General features: G+C 62.8%; 14 protein-coding genes, 1 pseudogene and 1 riboswitch. Of the genes and pseudogenes, 7 read left to right on the top strand and 8 right to left on the bottom strand.

Annotation, left to right across the window (positions count from 1 at the left end; translation table 11 throughout):
* Window positions 1-62 precede the first annotated feature (62 nt).
* The 7 genes and pseudogenes from tsaD to polA form a co-directional block, all read right to left on the bottom strand.
* The gene (tsaD, locus tag QVE23_RS07125; protein WP_025544958.1) at window positions 63-1,070 is read right to left on the bottom strand and encodes a tRNA (adenosine(37)-N6)-threonylcarbamoyltransferase complex transferase subunit TsaD; all 1,008 of its coding nucleotides are present in this window, start codon (window positions 1,068-1,070) and stop codon (window positions 63-65) included.
* Window positions 1,071-1,091: 21 nt separating this feature from the next.
* On the bottom strand, window positions 1,092-1,685 hold the full coding sequence (locus QVE23_RS07120; protein WP_025544959.1) for a GNAT family N-acetyltransferase: 594 nt from the start codon (window positions 1,683-1,685) through the stop codon (window positions 1,092-1,094).
* Window positions 1,639-2,142, bottom strand: coding sequence for a ribosomal protein S18-alanine N-acetyltransferase (gene rimI / locus QVE23_RS07115; RefSeq protein ID WP_021749326.1), 504 nt, complete (start codon window positions 2,140-2,142; stop codon window positions 1,639-1,641). Before rimI ends, QVE23_RS07120 begins: the two co-directional genes overlap by 47 nt.
* Window positions 2,139-3,023, bottom strand: a complete 885-nt coding sequence (locus QVE23_RS07110; RefSeq protein ID WP_025544961.1) for a DMT family transporter — start codon at window positions 3,021-3,023, stop codon at window positions 2,139-2,141. Before QVE23_RS07110 ends, rimI begins: the two co-directional genes overlap by 4 nt.
* Complete coding sequence (locus tag QVE23_RS07105) at window positions 3,020-3,520, bottom strand: ATP-binding protein (protein ID WP_287967838.1); 501 nt, start codon at window positions 3,518-3,520, stop codon at window positions 3,020-3,022. Before QVE23_RS07105 ends, QVE23_RS07110 begins: the two co-directional genes overlap by 4 nt.
* Window positions 3,517-4,173, bottom strand: coding sequence for a chloramphenicol acetyltransferase (locus QVE23_RS07100; protein ID WP_025544963.1), 657 nt, complete (start codon window positions 4,171-4,173; stop codon window positions 3,517-3,519). The genes QVE23_RS07105 and QVE23_RS07100 overlap by 4 nt, the downstream gene beginning before the upstream one ends.
* Window positions 4,173-6,812: pseudogene (gene polA, locus QVE23_RS07095) on the bottom strand (DNA polymerase I). Before polA ends, QVE23_RS07100 begins: the two are co-directional and overlap by 1 nt.
* A gap of 171 nt (window positions 6,813-6,983) precedes the next feature.
* On the opposite strand from polA, the gene QVE23_RS07090 reads away from it, so the two are divergent.
* Together QVE23_RS07090 and QVE23_RS07085 are read left to right on the top strand one after the other, a co-directional pair.
* The gene (locus tag QVE23_RS07090) at window positions 6,984-7,400 is read left to right on the top strand and encodes a hypothetical protein (protein WP_287967837.1); all 417 of its coding nucleotides are present in this window, start codon (window positions 6,984-6,986) and stop codon (window positions 7,398-7,400) included.
* Between the two features lie 187 nt (window positions 7,401-7,587).
* Entirely contained in the window at window positions 7,588-7,971 is a 384-nt protein-coding gene (locus QVE23_RS07085) for a hypothetical protein (protein WP_021749332.1), read from the top strand.
* A 44-nt stretch (window positions 7,972-8,015) separates the two neighbouring features.
* Here the strand turns inward: QVE23_RS07085 and QVE23_RS07080 are convergent, their stop codons facing one another.
* Window positions 8,016-8,564, bottom strand: a complete 549-nt coding sequence (locus tag QVE23_RS07080; RefSeq protein WP_353734565.1) for a phosphatase PAP2 family protein — start codon at window positions 8,562-8,564, stop codon at window positions 8,016-8,018.
* Window positions 8,565-8,755: 191 nt separating this feature from the next.
* Window positions 8,756-8,928: riboswitch (Lysine riboswitch) on the top strand.
* A 154-nt stretch (window positions 8,929-9,082) separates the two neighbouring features.
* Between QVE23_RS07080 and QVE23_RS07075 the strand changes: the two genes are divergently transcribed.
* From QVE23_RS07075 to QVE23_RS07055, 5 genes are all read left to right on the top strand, one after another.
* On the top strand, window positions 9,083-9,988 hold the full coding sequence (locus tag QVE23_RS07075) for a transporter substrate-binding domain-containing protein (protein WP_021751874.1): 906 nt from the start codon (window positions 9,083-9,085) through the stop codon (window positions 9,986-9,988).
* 91 nt (window positions 9,989-10,079) lie between these two features.
* Window positions 10,080-10,958 carry an amino acid ABC transporter permease gene (locus tag QVE23_RS07070; protein WP_021749336.1) on the top strand — a complete coding sequence of 293 codons (879 nt, stop codon included), beginning with the start codon at window positions 10,080-10,082 and terminating at the stop codon, window positions 10,956-10,958.
* A 4-nt stretch (window positions 10,959-10,962) separates the two neighbouring features.
* Window positions 10,963-11,703: an amino acid ABC transporter ATP-binding protein gene (locus QVE23_RS07065; RefSeq protein WP_021749337.1), complete on the top strand. Its 741-nt coding sequence runs from the start codon at window positions 10,963-10,965 to the stop codon at window positions 11,701-11,703.
* Window positions 11,704-11,832: 129 nt separating this feature from the next.
* Complete coding sequence (locus QVE23_RS07060; RefSeq protein WP_021749338.1) at window positions 11,833-12,528, top strand: anaerobic ribonucleoside-triphosphate reductase activating protein; 696 nt, start codon at window positions 11,833-11,835, stop codon at window positions 12,526-12,528.
* A gap of 167 nt (window positions 12,529-12,695) precedes the next feature.
* Window positions 12,696-14,829 (top strand): ribonucleoside triphosphate reductase (locus QVE23_RS07055; RefSeq protein ID WP_287967836.1); only part of this gene is annotated, 2,134 nt, incomplete at its 3' end.

Genomic DNA, 14,829 nt, shown 5'->3' with positions numbered 1-14,829 from the left:
CCTGATTAAGCTCTTTATGCTTTTTCAAATAAATCTGGCGGCCGCTGACGCGGCCGCCTGATTCAGTCTGCAATGTCCCGTGTAGCATAGGCGTTCAGCTCCATGCCAGCCGTATGCCCTGCCAGATATTCATAATACCCCTGGGCGCCGATCATGGCACCGTTGTCGCCGCAGAGTTTCAGCGGCGGCAGGTATAACCGGATGTCTGCCGCCTCGCAGGCCCGACGAAGATCCTCCCGGATGACGGAGTTGGCCGCTACGCCGCCGGCGGCGCAAAGCACGGTGCGGCCAGTCTGCTTTGCCGCCTCCATGGCCCGGGGCACCAGTGTATCGCTGACAGCCTGGGCGAAGTCCCGAGCCAGCGCTGCCCGGTCCAGAGACTCCCCCACCTGCTGAGCATGGTGGGCCAGGTTCACCACCGCCGTCTTGAGGCCGGAGAAGCTCATGTCCAGCTCTGCCCCGTCCACATGGGCGTGAGGCAGGGTGTACACCCCGCCCGGGGACTGCCGGGCCAGGGCGTCCATGGGGGCGCCGCCGGGATAGGGCAGGCCCAGCACCCGGGCCGCCTTGTCGAAGCACTCCCCTGCTGCGTCATCCCGGGTGGCGCCCAGAATCTCCATATCCGTGTAGTCCCGGACGTCCACGATCATTGTGTTGCCTCCGGAGATGGCCAGGGCCAGGAAGGGCGGCTCCAGTTCCGGAAAGGCCAGGTAATTGGCGGCGATGTGGCCCCGGATGTGGTGCACCGGGATCAGGGGCACCCCCAGGGCAAAGGCCACCGACTTGGCGAAGCTGAGGCCCACCAGCACCGCGCCGATGAGCCCCGGGGCATAGGTCACTGCCACCGCGTCGATGTCGGACTTCTCACAGCCCGCCTGCCGCAGAGCCTGGTCCGTCAGGGCGGCAATGGCCTCCACATGCTTGCGGGAGGCGATCTCCGGCACCACGCCGCCGTACAGGGCGTGGAGGTCCGCCTGGGAGGCGATGGCATCGGACAGGACCGTGCGCCCGTCCTCCACCACGGCCACCGCTGTCTCGTCGCAGGAGGACTCAAAGGCCAAAATTTTCATGATCTGTCCCTCTCTTTTCCGTCACTGCTGCCAGGATACTCTCTCGCCCGGCGTCCCATTTGGATCAAAGGGGATGCGGACATATCTGCGGAATTTATCCGGCGCAAAGGTACTGGCATAGACAAAGCGGTGCTCCTCCATCAGGGCGGACTCGTCCACTTTCCCCTCCGCCCAGTACAGGGTCTTGTAGGGTACGCCGAACATCTCCGTGTCATACCCGGCGGTCCGGGCGCCGTTGCGGGCATAGAAGCCCAGCCGCCGCTCTGCCATGGCCGGGTCCGGGGCGTAGCAAGGGATCTCACTCTCTCCGAAGATCACATTGCCCCGCTCCGCCTCCCGGAGCTTCTCCAGGATCACGGAGCCCAGGCCGCCGTTCCGGCGGTCTGCGGCCACGCACAGATAGTCCAGCAGGGCCCAGCCGGGGTGGCCCAGCCATAAAAATGCCTCGCCGGCGATGTCGTCCCCGTCAAAGAGGCACCAGGGGCAGTACCGCCCCTCGGCCCACATCTCCTCCATATTCTTCAGGGGCTTCAGCTCCGCTGCGGGAAATGCTGTCCGCAGGTCCCGGTCATAGACCGTCCGCAGCTGCTCCAGTGTCGGGATCCTCAGTTCCATCGGTAAACTCCTTTGTCATGATGATGGCATCCTCCTTCGGATGCTCGTAATAGTTTTTCCGCCTGCCCACGCTGCGGAAGCCCCGGCTGCCGTACAGGGCGATGGCCCCGTAGTTGGAGGCCCGGACCTCCAGCGTCAGAAACGCCAGCTTGTGGGCCTGGGCAAAGTCCAGGAACACTTGCAGCAGCTTCTGGGCGATGCCGTTGCGGCGGCACTCCGGCCGCACGGCCACATTGGTGATGTACCCCTCGTCCAGCACCACCAGCAGGCCGGCGTAGCCCGCCACGTGGTCCTCGTCATCCAGGGCCACCAGGAAGGCGGCGCAGTCGTTCTGCAGCTCCTCCACCAGCATGTTCCGGGACCAGGGGGTGGTGAAGCAGATCCGTTCCAGCTCCGCCACCTCGTCCAGATGGTCCCCGGTCATGGGGACGATGCGCACGTGCATCTGTTCTCTCATGGTTCTCTCTCCTCTCGTTTTCCGGCATCCCCGCCGATGGTACGGGCATACAGCCCCACGCCCAGAAGGACCGCCGCGCCTCCGGCAACCGTCAGCCAGCCCGGCCGCTCGCCAAAGAGCAGGAGTCCCCAGACAGAGGCGAACACCGGCTCCATCAGCTTGACCGTGGCGATGAAGGCCGGCGGCAGATATTTCAGCCCCCAGCTGAACACATTGTGTCCCAGCAGGGTGCAGCATACCGCCATGCCCAGGGCCGTCAGCCCGTTCACCGGACCGTAGCCGGCCAGCGGCGTTCCGCTCAGCAGGGCCGCAGCCAGCAGCGTGGCCGCGGCGGACGTATACACCAGAAAGGTGTACACTGACGTGGAGAGCCGCTGCCGGCAGACCGTTCCGATCATGGTATAGACCGCCATGGCGGCGGCGCCGGCCAGGGCAATCAAATCTCCCAGCAGCGCATTCGTCCCGGCGGCGCTGTCTGCCAGCGCCACCACCGCGCTGCCTGCAAAGGCAAGCAGGACCGCGGGCCAGGTCCGGCGGGGCAGCCGCTGCCCCAGAAACAACGCCGAGGCCGCTGCCACAAAGAATACCTCCGTATCCACCAGCACCACCGCCGAGGCGATGGAGGTGGCCCGCAGGGCCCCAAAATACGCCGCGAAGTGGATGCCCAGAAACAAGCCGCTGGCAAGGCACAGCAGCACGTCCCGCCGGGTCAGGGATTTCAGCTCCCGCCTTCGTCCCGCCAGTACCGGGACCGCCATCAGCGCCGCCGAAAAGGCCATCCGGTACAGCGCCAGGATCAGGGACGGCGCCGTGGACCACCGGACAAACACCGCCGACAGGGACACCCCAGCCACGCCCAGCAGGACGATCAGCCGCTTCATGCGCCGCCCTCCCTTCGGATGCACTCCGCCGTCTCCCGGGGCGTCAAAGCCGTCACATCCAGGTGCCGGATGTCCAGGGCATCATACAGCGGCAGGTAGGCCAGGCTCCGGTCCAACACATCCGGTATTCGCTTTCCGGCGCGGATATCTCCCTCCAGCCGGGACCGCAGGGTCTCCGGTGTGCAGACCAGGGAGACGGCCCGCAGGACATACGGCTCCGTCAGGCGGCGGAGCAGGTCTTCCCAGATTTCCCGCCGGTGCAGGACCCAGCAGAAAATCACATGGTCATAGGCGGAGCAGCGGAGGAAGCTGTTCAGGAGAAAAGAGATGTTCTCCAACACCATCTCCCGGGTCTCCTCCGTCACCTGAAAGGGGTGGGCATCCCAGCACCAGTCCCCGTCCAGGAACACGCTCCGGTCCAGCAGCTGCTGCAGCTGGCGGCAGGCGGCGGTCTTTCCCACGCCAATAGGACCGCCGATCATATACAGGCGCTTCATGCGCCCATCTCCGGCGCACTGTCCGCCCAGGCCTGGAGGCGGTTGAAGAACCGCCCCACGTGAAAGCCGTCCGTGACGCCGTGGTGGACCTGCATGGCCAGAGGCAGCAGGGTGCGGCCGTTCTCCTTCCGGTAGCGGCCCAGGGTGAAGATGGGCAGCAGGTAGTCGTTGGCCTCCGGCAGCTCCAGGTGCAGACTTCGGAAGGAGGCCCAGGGCACGGCGGAGATGTTGAAGAGTCCCTGTCCCGCCTCCGGCGGGCGGGCTTCAAAGGTGTGGATGTCCCCATAGCGGGTCCGGTCCGCCTCCCAGTCCTGGCAGAAGGCCCGCAGATCCGGCTGGTAGGCGGTCCAGAGGACGGAGAAGGTCTCATCGTCCTTGTGAAAAATCGTATAAGTGGGGTCCACCCGGTCGTAGACGCCGATGGCCCCCGTCTCGTCCATAGCCATGCGGAGGGCCGGGTCCGCGTTGACCATCCGGGAGATGCCGTGGATCACCGACGGATAGAACCGGAGTCCCGACCCCCGCAGGCGGGGCAGCAGGGCGGAGATGTCCACGTCCACCGTCATGCTGTACCAACAGGGCACGTCCCGGTGGTAATGCTCAAAATACGGACGGCGGGGCCACGCGGCGTAGTCGATCTTCTGAAATCCCATCAGCCCTTGGCCTCCAGCCAGTTTCTGCCCCAGTGGGCGTCCGCCGTTAGGGGGACGGAGAGGGACACCACGTTCTCCATCTCCTCCTTCAGCAGCGCCGCGGCGGTCTCCGCCTGGGCCTCCGGGCACTCCACGATCAGCTCGTCGTGGACTTGCAGCACCAGACGGGCCTCCGGCAGTTCCTGCCGCAGGCGTTTCCGCACCGCCACCATAGCCAGCTTCATGATGTCCGCCGCGGTGCCCTGGATGGGCATGTTCAGGGCCACTCGCTCCCCGAAGGAGCGGAGGTTGAAGTTGGAGGACTTCAGCTCCGGCAGGTCCCGCCGCCGGTGGAACAGCGTCTCCACATAGCCCTGCTCCCTGGCCCGCTCCACAATGGCGTCCATATACGTCCGGACGCCTGGGAAGGTGGCGAAGTAGGCCTCCATATACGCCTTGGCCTCCGCCACGCTCACGCCGATGTCCTGGCTCAGGGAGAAGGCGGAGATGCCGTAGACGATGCCGAAGTTCACTGCCTTGGCCTGGCGGCGCATCTCATGAGTTACCTGGTCCGGCGCCACGTGGAACACCTTGGCCGCCGTCTCCGCGTGGAAGTCCCCGCCGGAGCGGAAGGCGGCGATCATGGCCTCGTCCCCAGCCATGTGGGCCAGCAGCCGCAGCTCGATCTGGGAGTAGTCGGCGTCCACTAGGACGCAGCCCTCCGCCGGGATGAACATCCGCCGGATCTCGCTGCCCAGGTCCGTGCGGGTGGGGATGTTCTGGAGATTAGGCTCTGTGGAGGAGAGGCGGCCCGTGGCCGTCACCGTCATCTGGAAGCTGGTCCGCACCCGGCCGTCCGGGTCCATGGCCTTCAAATGGCCGTCGGCCTAGGTGGATTTCAGCTTGGCGTACTGGCGATACTCCAGCACCGCCCCCACGATGGGGGCCTCGTACCGGAGCTTTTCCAGCACATCGGCGTTGGTGGACCAGCCGGTCTTGGTCTTTTTGCCATGGGGCAGGCCCAGCTTGCCGAAGAGGATCTCCCCCAGCTGCTTGGGGGAGTTGATGTTGAATTCCTCCCCCGCCATGGCGTAGATCTGCTGTTCCAGCTCGGCGCTCCGCCGGGCCAGCAGATCCCCGAAAGCACCGAGGGCCTTGGCGTCTACCCTGCATCCGGCGGTCTCCATCTCCGCCAGCACGGCGCAGAGGGGCATCTCGATCTCATGCAGCAGGTCCATCTGGCCCCGCTCCGCCAGTCTTTCCGCCAGGGCGCCGTACAGGGAGTCCACGGCGGCGGCGTAGCTGTCGAAGCTGGCCTCCGCCGCGGCGGCGTCCCCCAGCAGGGAGAAGGCGTCCGGTTCCAGGTAGAGGGCCTTTGGCAGCTCCTCGTTGAAATAGGCGACGAACAGGCGGGCAAGGTCATAGCTTCCCGCCGTGGCGTCCAGCAGGTAGGCAGCCAGGGCGGTGTCGAAGACGAAGCCCTCCGCCCGCAGGCCGTTTTCCAGCAGCGTCCGCGTCAGGTCCTTGACATTGTGGGAGACCTTGCGGACGTCCGCCGCGAACAGGGCGTTCAAAAGGGCGTTCCAGTCCCCCTGATACTTGTCGAAGAACAGCTCCGCCGTGACGCCGGTGTCCGCCCCGGTCCGGCAGACCACAGAGAGGCCCGTCAGGTCCGGCAGGGCCAGCACCGATACATGGTCCGCCGCTCGCCAGAGGGCCAGCAGCCGCTCCGTCTGAGCAGGCTCTGTGACCTGCTCCACGGTCATGGTGAAGTCCGCCCTTTCCGCCGCTGGCTGCTCCGCCGGGGACAGGCCGAACTTCTCGATCAGCTTGGTGAACTCCAGCTTCAAAAACAGCGGGTAGGCGTCCGGGCCGGGCTTCCGGCACAGGTTCTCCTCGGGATGGAAGTCCAGAGGCGCGTCGGTAACGATGGTGGCCAGCCAGTAAGACTCTCGGGCGCTCTCCTCCCCCTCCGCCAGCTTGCGGATGGCGGCAGGCTTGGCCTCGATGTCCGGCATTTTGGCGTACAGGTTGTCGATGCTCTCGTACTGCTGGATCAGGGCCATGGCGGTCTTCTCCCCGATGCCGGGGACGCCGGGGATGTTGTCGGAGCTGTCCCCCATCAGGGCCTTCAGGTCGATCATGTGGATGGGGGCGAAGCCGTACTGCTCTTGGAAGGCGGTCTCCGTCATATCCTTGGTGGTGGTCTGCCCCATGCGGGTGGACACCAGCTTCACCATGGTGTGGTCGGTAATGAGCTGCAGGCTGTCCTTGTCGCCGGTGACCACCACGCAGTCCCAGCCGTCCGCCTCGCACTTGCGGGAGATGGTGCCGATCAGGTCGTCGGCCTCCCAGCCCTCCTGCTCATAACGGGGAATGTTCAGGGCGTCCAGCACCTCTTTCAGCACCGGCACCTGGACCCGGAGCTCCTCCGGCATGGGCTTGCGGGTGGCCTTGTAGGCCTCCGACGCCTGATGGCGGAAGGTTGGAGCGTGGACGTCGAAGGTGACGCACAACGCGTCCGGTGCCTCCTCCCCCTCCAGTCGAAGGAGCGTGGTGAGAAATCCGAAGATGGCGTGGGTGTAAAGCCCGTCCCGTGTGGTGAGAGGACGGATGCCGTAATAGGCCCGATTCAGGATGCTGTTGCCGTCGATGACCATGAGCTTCATGGGGAGTTCCTCCTGCCCGCAGGCTGATTTTTCCATAGAGATATAGTATATCCCAAATCCGGCGTTTACGCAAGGCGGGTTTGCCTTGCAATGGGCCGCCGTCTGTGATAGATTGATGGAGAGGCGGTCCTGTTTTCGGATCATGGAAAGGAGGGCTACATCATGATGAAGTGCCGTCTGTTTTCCGCCCTGCTCCTGCTCTTTACTCTCATGGCGGCGGGCTGTTCCGGCCAGCCGGCAGCGGTAACCGCCGACGACCTCGCCGACCAGGTCTACATCTACGAAAAAGAGGGGTTTGGGAGCGATTTCTATATCACCCTCAACAGTGACGGAAGTATGCGCTGTTCCGAAGGAGCCCTGAGCAGCTATTTTGGGCTCGGCACCTGGAAACTGGACGGAGACACCGTGATCCTCACCACAGATGATGAAAAATTCGTCAACCGCTTTGCCGTCGAGGACCGTACGCTGGTGTACCAATCAGCGGATTCCACAGGCTTTATGTACCTGACAGTGTCCGACGGCGAAAAATTTCTGCCCTCCGGGGCTCCCGTCGGCAGCCTCGACATCGACGAGGGGTAACACGACGCCCCCACACCATTCCCGCCGGGCGGCAGATTGCCGCCCCTACATTTTTACGGGCTCTTCGCTTTTGCAAGTCCAAGGCCTAGATAAAAGATAAGAGATACTTCCCGGAGAAGGGCATCTCTTATCCCCTATCTTTTATTTCTTATCTTCACTCTGCCGCCCCGCGGCGCAAGGAGGCACCATGAACCGTCATCCCGCCCACATCCTGTTGTTGAAGGCCGCCCGTGCTTTGGAGCTGCTCATCGCCGCCGTGATCCTGCTGGTGATCGTCTGCGGGGCGGTATTTTTGTTCCGGGAGACTGGCCGGACCCTGCTCCTCTCCCCAGAGGCCTTCGCCCTGGGGGATTTCCTCTCCGCCACACTGCTGCTGGTGATGGGAATTGAGTTCGTGAAGATGCTGGCCCTGCACACCGCCGACGCGGTGGTGGACGTGCTGCTGTTCACCATCGTCCGGCAGATGATCGTCAGCCACACCGACGCGGCGGAGACGCTACTGGGCGTGGCAGCGGTGGCGGGCATCTTCGCTGTGAAGAAATATCTTCAGGCCAGGGAGAACGCCGCGTGAAGCCGCACGGACCGGACGGCAAGCCGTCCGGTCCGTTTTTTCCGCTATGCCCTGCGGCCCAGCCGCTCCCGCCTGCGGCGGAGGGCGTCTGCCAGCCGCGCGCCTGCCCAGCCTGCGGCGGCGCCCACCAGAATGCCCCCCAGCACGTCGGTGGGCCAGTGGACGTACAGGTACAGCCGAGAAAAGGCGATCACGGACGCCAGGACCGCCGCCGGCTTCCACAGGGGGCTGCCGGAGGCCCGGAGGGCGAACACCGCCGCAAAGGACGCCGCCGTGTGCCCCGAGGGAAAGGATGCGTCCGCCGGGGGTGCTGTCAGCAGCTCCACCGCGGTATTCACCAAGAAGGGCCGGATCCGGCCGACCAGGGGTTTCAGAACGATATTGCAGCAGATCAGATCCAGAATCAGCGCAAAGGACAGGGACATCCCTGTCCAGCGGTGCTTCCGCAGAAGCAGCAGCACCGCCGCCAGCAGGATCCAAATCTCTCCGTGGTCGCAGATCCGGCTGATCCACGGCATCACCGCGTCCAGAAAATCGCAGCGCAGATGGGCCTGGAGCCAGTCCAGCACCGCCAGTTCCGCCGCCTGCATCATACTTCCACACTCCTCTCCCGGCGCTTGCGCCGTGTGTGCAGGGAGCATCATACCACATTTTCCCCACAGTGCGCAACGGTTTTGGCATTTTCTTCTATGATCTGCACAAATCTGCGGGATTTTTGGCATTTTTCTGGGAAGGGGCGTTGACATCTCCTCGAGAACGTGATAGGATACCTTCAAAATTGGATCGCTCAGATAGAGGCGCGGCGTTCATCAGTACCGCTCCGGCAAGGCCAGGCAGCCGCCGGACGGGGAAGGGTCCGCCGCCGAAGTGCCGGGACGATGCCTGTCCTTCTGGTGCTGGGCCGTCAGGGAATACCTGCCGGACTGTCACAAACCTTTGTGAAGCGCTATCAATGGCTGTTCGGGATCGTCCCTGCCGGGGGCTTCTTTCCGTATTTTCCATGGACCGCTTGACAAAGCGGTCCATTTTTTCTCCTCTCCGCCGGCGGCAGGTGCGGAGGAGGTCTGTGACCGCCGCGGAATCTTTTTTGAGATGAGAAAGGTGAAGAAACATGAAGAGATTGTTGACCTTGCTGATGGCTCTGGCCATGACAGCGTCCCTGGCCGCCTGCGGCGGCACCGGCAGCTCCGGCGACACTGCCGACTCCGGCAATTCCGGCACCACCGCTGAAGGCGGGGAGACCGCCGGCTCCTCCGGCGTGGAGGACGGCGTGCTGACCATCGCCATGGAGTGCGCCTACGCCCCTTACAACTGGAGCCAGAGCGACGACTCCAACGGCGCTGTGCCCATCTCCAACGTGCCCGGCACCTATGCCAACGGCTACGACGTGATGATCGCCAAGCAGATCTGCGAGGCCAACGGCTGGGAGCTGGAAGTGGTTCAGTCCGACTGGGACTCTCTGGTTCCCGGCGTGCAGACCGGTACCTTTGACGCCGTCATTGCCGGCCAGTCCATGACTGCCGAGCGCAGCGAGCAGGTGGATTTCGCCGGCCCCTACTACTACGCCTCCATCGTCTGTGTGACCAAGACGGACAGCCCCTATGCCAACGCCGCCGGCATCAGCGACCTTTCCGGCGGCACCTGCACCGCGCAGATCGCCACCATCTGGTATGACTCCTGCCTGCCTCAGATCGAGGGCGCCCAGGTCCAGACTGCCGCGGAGACCGCCCCCGCCATGCTGATGGCCCTGGAGACCGACGCCGTGGACTTCATCTGCACCGATATGCCCACCGCTATGGGTGCCGTGGCCGCCTATCCCGACATGAAGATTCTGGACTTCACAGACTCCGACGACAACTTTGAGGTTGACGAGGGCGAGATCAACATCGGCATCTCCGTGATGAAGGGCAACACCGAGCTGAAGGAGGCCATTGACAGCGTGCTCTCCACTATGACGGCGGACGATTTCAACACCCTGATGAACGAGGCCATCGCCATTCAGCCCCTGAGCGAGTAAACACTTTCCAGAATGACCCGCGGCGGGAGGACAGTCTGTCCTCCCGCCTGCTTCCCGCCTATCAACTCTTTACCGAAGGGAGTCTGCCTCCATGGAGAAACTGTTCCAGCTGGCATCCGACATTGCCAAGCTCTGGTCGAACTACGGCGTGTCCCACTATCTGCCCGGCATCCGCAATACCTTGATTCTGGCACTGGTGGCCACCGCCATCGGCTGCCTGATCGGATTCGTCTGCGGCATTCTGAACACCATTCCCCACAGCAAGAACGACCCGCCCGTCAAGCGGTTCTTTCTGGCGCTGATCCGGGCAGTGGTCCGGATCTACGTGGAGATCTTCCGGGGTACCCCCATGGTGCTGCAGGCGGTGTTCCTCTATTACGGCCTGCCCTATTTTACGGACAACGCCGTGCGGTTTGACAGCATCTGGATGGCCGCCATTCTGGTGGTGTCCATCAACACCGGCGCCTACATGGCCGAGTCCGTCCGGGGCGGCATTATCTCCATCGACCCCGGCCAGACCGAGGGCGCCAAGGCCATCGGCATGACCCATGTGCAGACCATGCTGCATGTGATCCTGCCTCAGGCCATCCGGAATATCCTGCCCCAGATCGGCAACAACTTCATCATCAATGTGAAGGATACGTCCGTCATGTTCATCATCGGCTTCCCCGATTTCTTCTCCGCCCACCGGGCGGCGGTGGGCGCCAGCTACCTGTACTTCCCCTCCGCCGTGGTGGAGATGGCCGGGTACCTCACCATGACGCTGATCGCCTCCTTCCTGCTGCGCTGGTTGGAAAAGCGAATGGACGGCAGCAGCGATTACAAGCTGGCACAGACGGACCATCTGACCATGGCCGCCGGCACATACAGCCACCCGGACCGAGGCACTCCCTTCGATGAGCGGAGCAAAGAGTACCGGGATCGGGTCCGTCAGGAATTGCAGCACGGCCGTACGAGAGGAGATCGCTGACAACATGGACGATATGATTTTAGAGATCCGGCATCTGAGCAAGTCCTTCGGCAGCCACGAAGTGCTGCGGGACATCGATTTCACCGTGAAAAAAGGCGATGTCACCAGCATCATTGGTGCCTCCGGCTCCGGCAAGAGTACCCTGCTGCGGTGCATCAACCTGCTGGAGACCCCCACCAGCGGCGAGATCCTCTACCGCGGCCAGAACGTCACCGGTCCCAAGGTCAATGCCCCCCAGTACCGCTCCCATGTGGGCATGGTGTTCCAGTCCTTCAACCTGTTCAACAACATGACCGTGCTGGAAAATTGCATGGTCGGGCAGATCAAGGTACTGAAAAAGGACAAGGAGACCGCCCGGAAGCGGGCCATGGAGTATCTGGAAAAGGTGGGCATGGCGCCTTACATCCAAGCCAAGCCCCGGCAGATCTCCGGCGGCCAGAAGCAGCGGGTGGCCATTGCCCGGGCCCTGGCCATGGAGCCGGAGGTGCTGCTGTTCGACGAACCCACCTCCGCCCTGGACCCGGAGATGGTGGGAGAAGTTCTCTCCGTCATGCAGGACCTGGCCCAGGAGGGCATGACCATGCTGGTGGTGACTCATGAGATGGCCTTTGCCCGGGACGTCAGCAGCCATGTGGTGTACATGAACCAGGGCGTCATCTGCGAGGAGGGCACGCCGGAGCAGGTTTTCGGCAATCCCCAGAAACAGGAGACGCAGGACTTCCTCTCCCGGTTCCGCAAGAATTGAATCCCGTCTTTCCCGTTCCCGGAGGCTCTGCCTCCGGGAACTTTTTTGTCTTTGTTGCGTCCACCACTTGTTCTTGTGGAAAAATCAGTTTAGAATAGCAACATCTTGTGCTTATGGAGGGATCCGGCCATGCACATTCACGGACTTCAGAAACTGGCCATGGTGGACTACCCGGGAAAGCTGGCGGCCACGGTGTTCACCGGCGGCTGCAACCTGCGGTGCCCCTTCTGCCACAACGCATTGCTGGTGACCCGGCTGGCGGAGACGCCGGAGATCCCGGAGCAGGAGGTGCTGGACTTCCTGGCCTCCCGCCGGGGGCTTTTGGACGGGGTGGTCCTCACCGGCGGGGAGCCGCTGCTCCAGCCGGACGCAGCGGATTTTCTGCGGAAGGTGCGGGAACTGGGCTTTGCCGTGAAGCTGGATACCAACGGCTGTGATCCTGCCCGGCTGGCGGAGATCCTGAACCAGGGCCTTGTGGACTATGTGGCCATGGACGTGAAAAACGCTCCGGCGCGGTATGCCGAAACCGTCGGCATACCGGGCTTCAACCCCGCCCCGGTGGAGGAGAGCATCCGTCTGCTGCGGAAAAGCACCGTGGACTATGAGTTCCGCACCACCCTGGTGCGGGAGCTCCACAGGCCGGAGGACCTGGACGCCATCGCCGCCTGGCTGGCAGGGGCACCCCGGTACTATCTTCAGAACTTTGTGGACTCCGGCAATCTGATCGGCCGGGGATATCACGGCTTTACAGCAGAGCAGCTGCAGGGCTTTGCGGAGCGGGTCCGGCCGTTCTTTGGAGCTGTGGAGCTGCGCGGCATTGACTAGATATGGAAAAATTCAGCGTTTTCACAGAAAATGCATACAAGATATAGTGGCATTTCTAATTGACAAGCCCCCAGGAAGTGGTAGAATGGGAAATACGGGGCGCGTCAGCGCCCATTGACTTGTCAGGAGCAGGGAATTGAATTTATCATAGAGAAAGCAGGGGTTTCATGTATCAGGTCGTCAAGCGGGATGGAAAGATCGCCTCTTTCGACATCTCCAAGATCAGCACCGCCATCACCAAGGCCTTTGAGGCCACCCACATGGAGTACAATCCGGACATCATTGATCTCCTGGCCCTGAGGGTCACGGCGGATTACCAGGATAAGATCCATGACGGCAAGATCACCGTGGAAGACATTCAGGACAGCGTGGAGGACATTCTCAGCAAGGCAGGCTATGCCGACGTGGCCAAGGCCTACATTCTCTACCGCAAGCAGCGGGAGAAGATCCGCAACCTGAACTCCACCATGCTGGACTACAAGGAGCTGGTGGACAACTACCTGCATATCAACGACTGGCGGGTGAAGGAGAACTCCACCGTCACCTACTCCGTGGGCGGCCTGATCCTCTCCAACTCCGGCGCCATCACCGCCAACTACTGGCTCTCTGAAATCTATGACCAGGAGATTGCCGACGCCCACAAGAGCGGCGCCATCCACCTCCACGACCTCTCCATGCTCACCGGCTACTGCGCCGGCTGGAGTTTGAAGCAGCTGATCCAGCAGGGCCTGGGTATCCCGGGCAAGATCAACTCCACCCCGGCCAGCCACCTCTCCACTCTCTGCAACCAGATGGTGAACTTCCTGGGCATCATGCAGAACGAGTGGGCCGGTGCCCAGGCGTTCAGCTCCTTTGACACCTATCTGGCCCCCTTTGTGAAAGTGGACAACCTCTCCCAGAAAGAGGTTAAACAGTGTATCCAGTCCTTTGTGTTCGGCGTGAACACTCCCTCCCGCTGGGGTACCCAGGCGCCGTTCTCCAACATCACCCTGGACTGGACCGTGCCCCGTGACCTGGAGAACCTGCCGGCCATCGTAGGCGGCAAGGAGCAGGATTTCACTTACGGCGACTGCAAGAAGGAAATGGATATGGTGAACAAGGCGTTCATCGAGATCATGACCGAGGGCGACGCCGACGGCCGGGGCTTCCAGTATCCCATCCCCACCTATTCCATCACGCGCGACTTTGACTGGTCCGACACGGAGAACAACCGCCTCCTGTTCGAGATGACCGCCAAGTACGGCACCCCCTATTTCTCCAACTACATCAACTCTGACATGGAGCCTTCTGACGTGCGCAGCATGTGCTGCCGCCTGCGGCTGGATCTGCGGGAGCTGCGGAAGAAGTCCGGCGGCTACTTCGGCTCCGGCGAGTCCACCGGGTCCGTGGGCGTGGTGACTATCAATCTGCCCCGGATCGCCTACCTCTCCCAGACGCCGGAGGAGTTCTATGAGCGGCTGGACCACATGATGGACATCGCCGCCCGGAGCCTGAAGGTGAAGCGCACCGTCATCACCAAGCTGATGGATGCGGGATTGTACCCCTACACCAAATACTACCTGGGCACCTTTGACAACCACTTCTCCACCATCGGCCTCATCGGCATGAACGAGGTGGGCCTGAACGCCAAGTGGCTGCGGAAGGACCTGACCCATCCGGAGACCCAGGCCTTTGCCAAGGACGTGCTGAACCACATGCGGGAGCGACTGATGGACTATCAGGAGCAGTACGGCGACCTCTACAACCTGGAGGCCACCCCCGCCGAGTCCACCACCTACCGCTTTGCCAAGCACGACAAGGAGGAGTTTCCCGACATCGTCACCGCCAACGAGAACGGAACTCCCTACTACACCAACTCCTCCCACCTGCCCGTAGGCTACACCGAGGACATCTTCTCCGCTCTGGACGTGCAGGACGAGCTTCAGACCCTCTACACCTCCGGCACCGTGTTCCACGCCTTCCTGGGGGAGAAGCTGCCTGACTGGAAGGCGGCGGTGGAGCTGGTGCGGAAGATCGCAGAGAACTATAAGCTGCCCTACTATACCATGTCCCCCACCTACTCCGTGTGCGCCGACCACGGCTATCTGTCCGGGGAGCAGCACACCTGCCCCATCTGCGGCAAGCCTGCGGAGGTGTACAGCCGCATCACCGGTTACTACCGGCCGGTGCAGAACTGGAATGACGGCAAGACCCAGGAGTTCAAGGACCGGAAGGTATATGACCTTACCCGTTCCCACCTGCGCCGGGCGGGCATCGCCGGCAGCCAGGTGACGGTGGAGGGGCTGGAAAGCGCCTCTGCTC

This window comes from Oscillibacter sp. KLE 1728 (assembly GCF_934833455.1).
GTDB classification, from domain to species: Bacteria; Bacillota; Clostridia; order Oscillospirales; family Oscillospiraceae; genus Oscillibacter; species Oscillibacter welbionis.
The sequence above is the reverse complement of the archived record's forward strand: the minus strand, read 5'-3'. Positions and strand labels throughout refer to the sequence as shown.

What these genes read in the sequence shown, in the direction of transcription:
- QVE23_RS07100 (WP_025544963.1), bottom strand. Translation starts at nt 4,173, where the DNA reads ATGGGATTTCAGAAGATCGACTACGCCGCGTGGCCCCGCCGTCCGTAT.
- QVE23_RS07080 (WP_353734565.1), bottom strand. Translation starts at nt 8,564, where the DNA reads ATGATGCAGGCGGCGGAACTGGCGGTGCTGGACTGGCTCCAGGCCCAT.
- QVE23_RS07060 (WP_021749338.1), top strand. Translation starts at nt 11,833, where the DNA reads ATGCACATTCACGGACTTCAGAAACTGGCCATGGTGGACTACCCGGGA.
- QVE23_RS07085 (WP_021749332.1), top strand. Translation starts at nt 7,588, where the DNA reads ATGAACCGTCATCCCGCCCACATCCTGTTGTTGAAGGCCGCCCGTGCT.
- rimI (WP_021749326.1), bottom strand. Translation starts at nt 2,142, where the DNA reads ATGAGAGAACAGATGCACGTGCGCATCGTCCCCATGACCGGGGACCAT.
- QVE23_RS07110 (WP_025544961.1), bottom strand. Translation starts at nt 3,023, where the DNA reads ATGAAGCGGCTGATCGTCCTGCTGGGCGTGGCTGGGGTGTCCCTGTCG.
- QVE23_RS07090 (WP_287967837.1), top strand. Translation starts at nt 6,984, where the DNA reads ATGATGAAGTGCCGTCTGTTTTCCGCCCTGCTCCTGCTCTTTACTCTC.
- QVE23_RS07075 (WP_021751874.1), top strand. Translation starts at nt 9,083, where the DNA reads ATGAAGAGATTGTTGACCTTGCTGATGGCTCTGGCCATGACAGCGTCC.
- tsaD (WP_025544958.1), bottom strand. Translation starts at nt 1,070, where the DNA reads ATGAAAATTTTGGCCTTTGAGTCCTCCTGCGACGAGACAGCGGTGGCC.
- QVE23_RS07070 (WP_021749336.1), top strand. Translation starts at nt 10,080, where the DNA reads ATGGAGAAACTGTTCCAGCTGGCATCCGACATTGCCAAGCTCTGGTCG.
- QVE23_RS07120 (WP_025544959.1), bottom strand. Translation starts at nt 1,685, where the DNA reads ATGGAACTGAGGATCCCGACACTGGAGCAGCTGCGGACGGTCTATGAC.
- QVE23_RS07105 (WP_287967838.1), bottom strand. Translation starts at nt 3,520, where the DNA reads ATGAAGCGCCTGTATATGATCGGCGGTCCTATTGGCGTGGGAAAGACC.
- QVE23_RS07065 (WP_021749337.1), top strand. Translation starts at nt 10,963, where the DNA reads ATGGACGATATGATTTTAGAGATCCGGCATCTGAGCAAGTCCTTCGGC.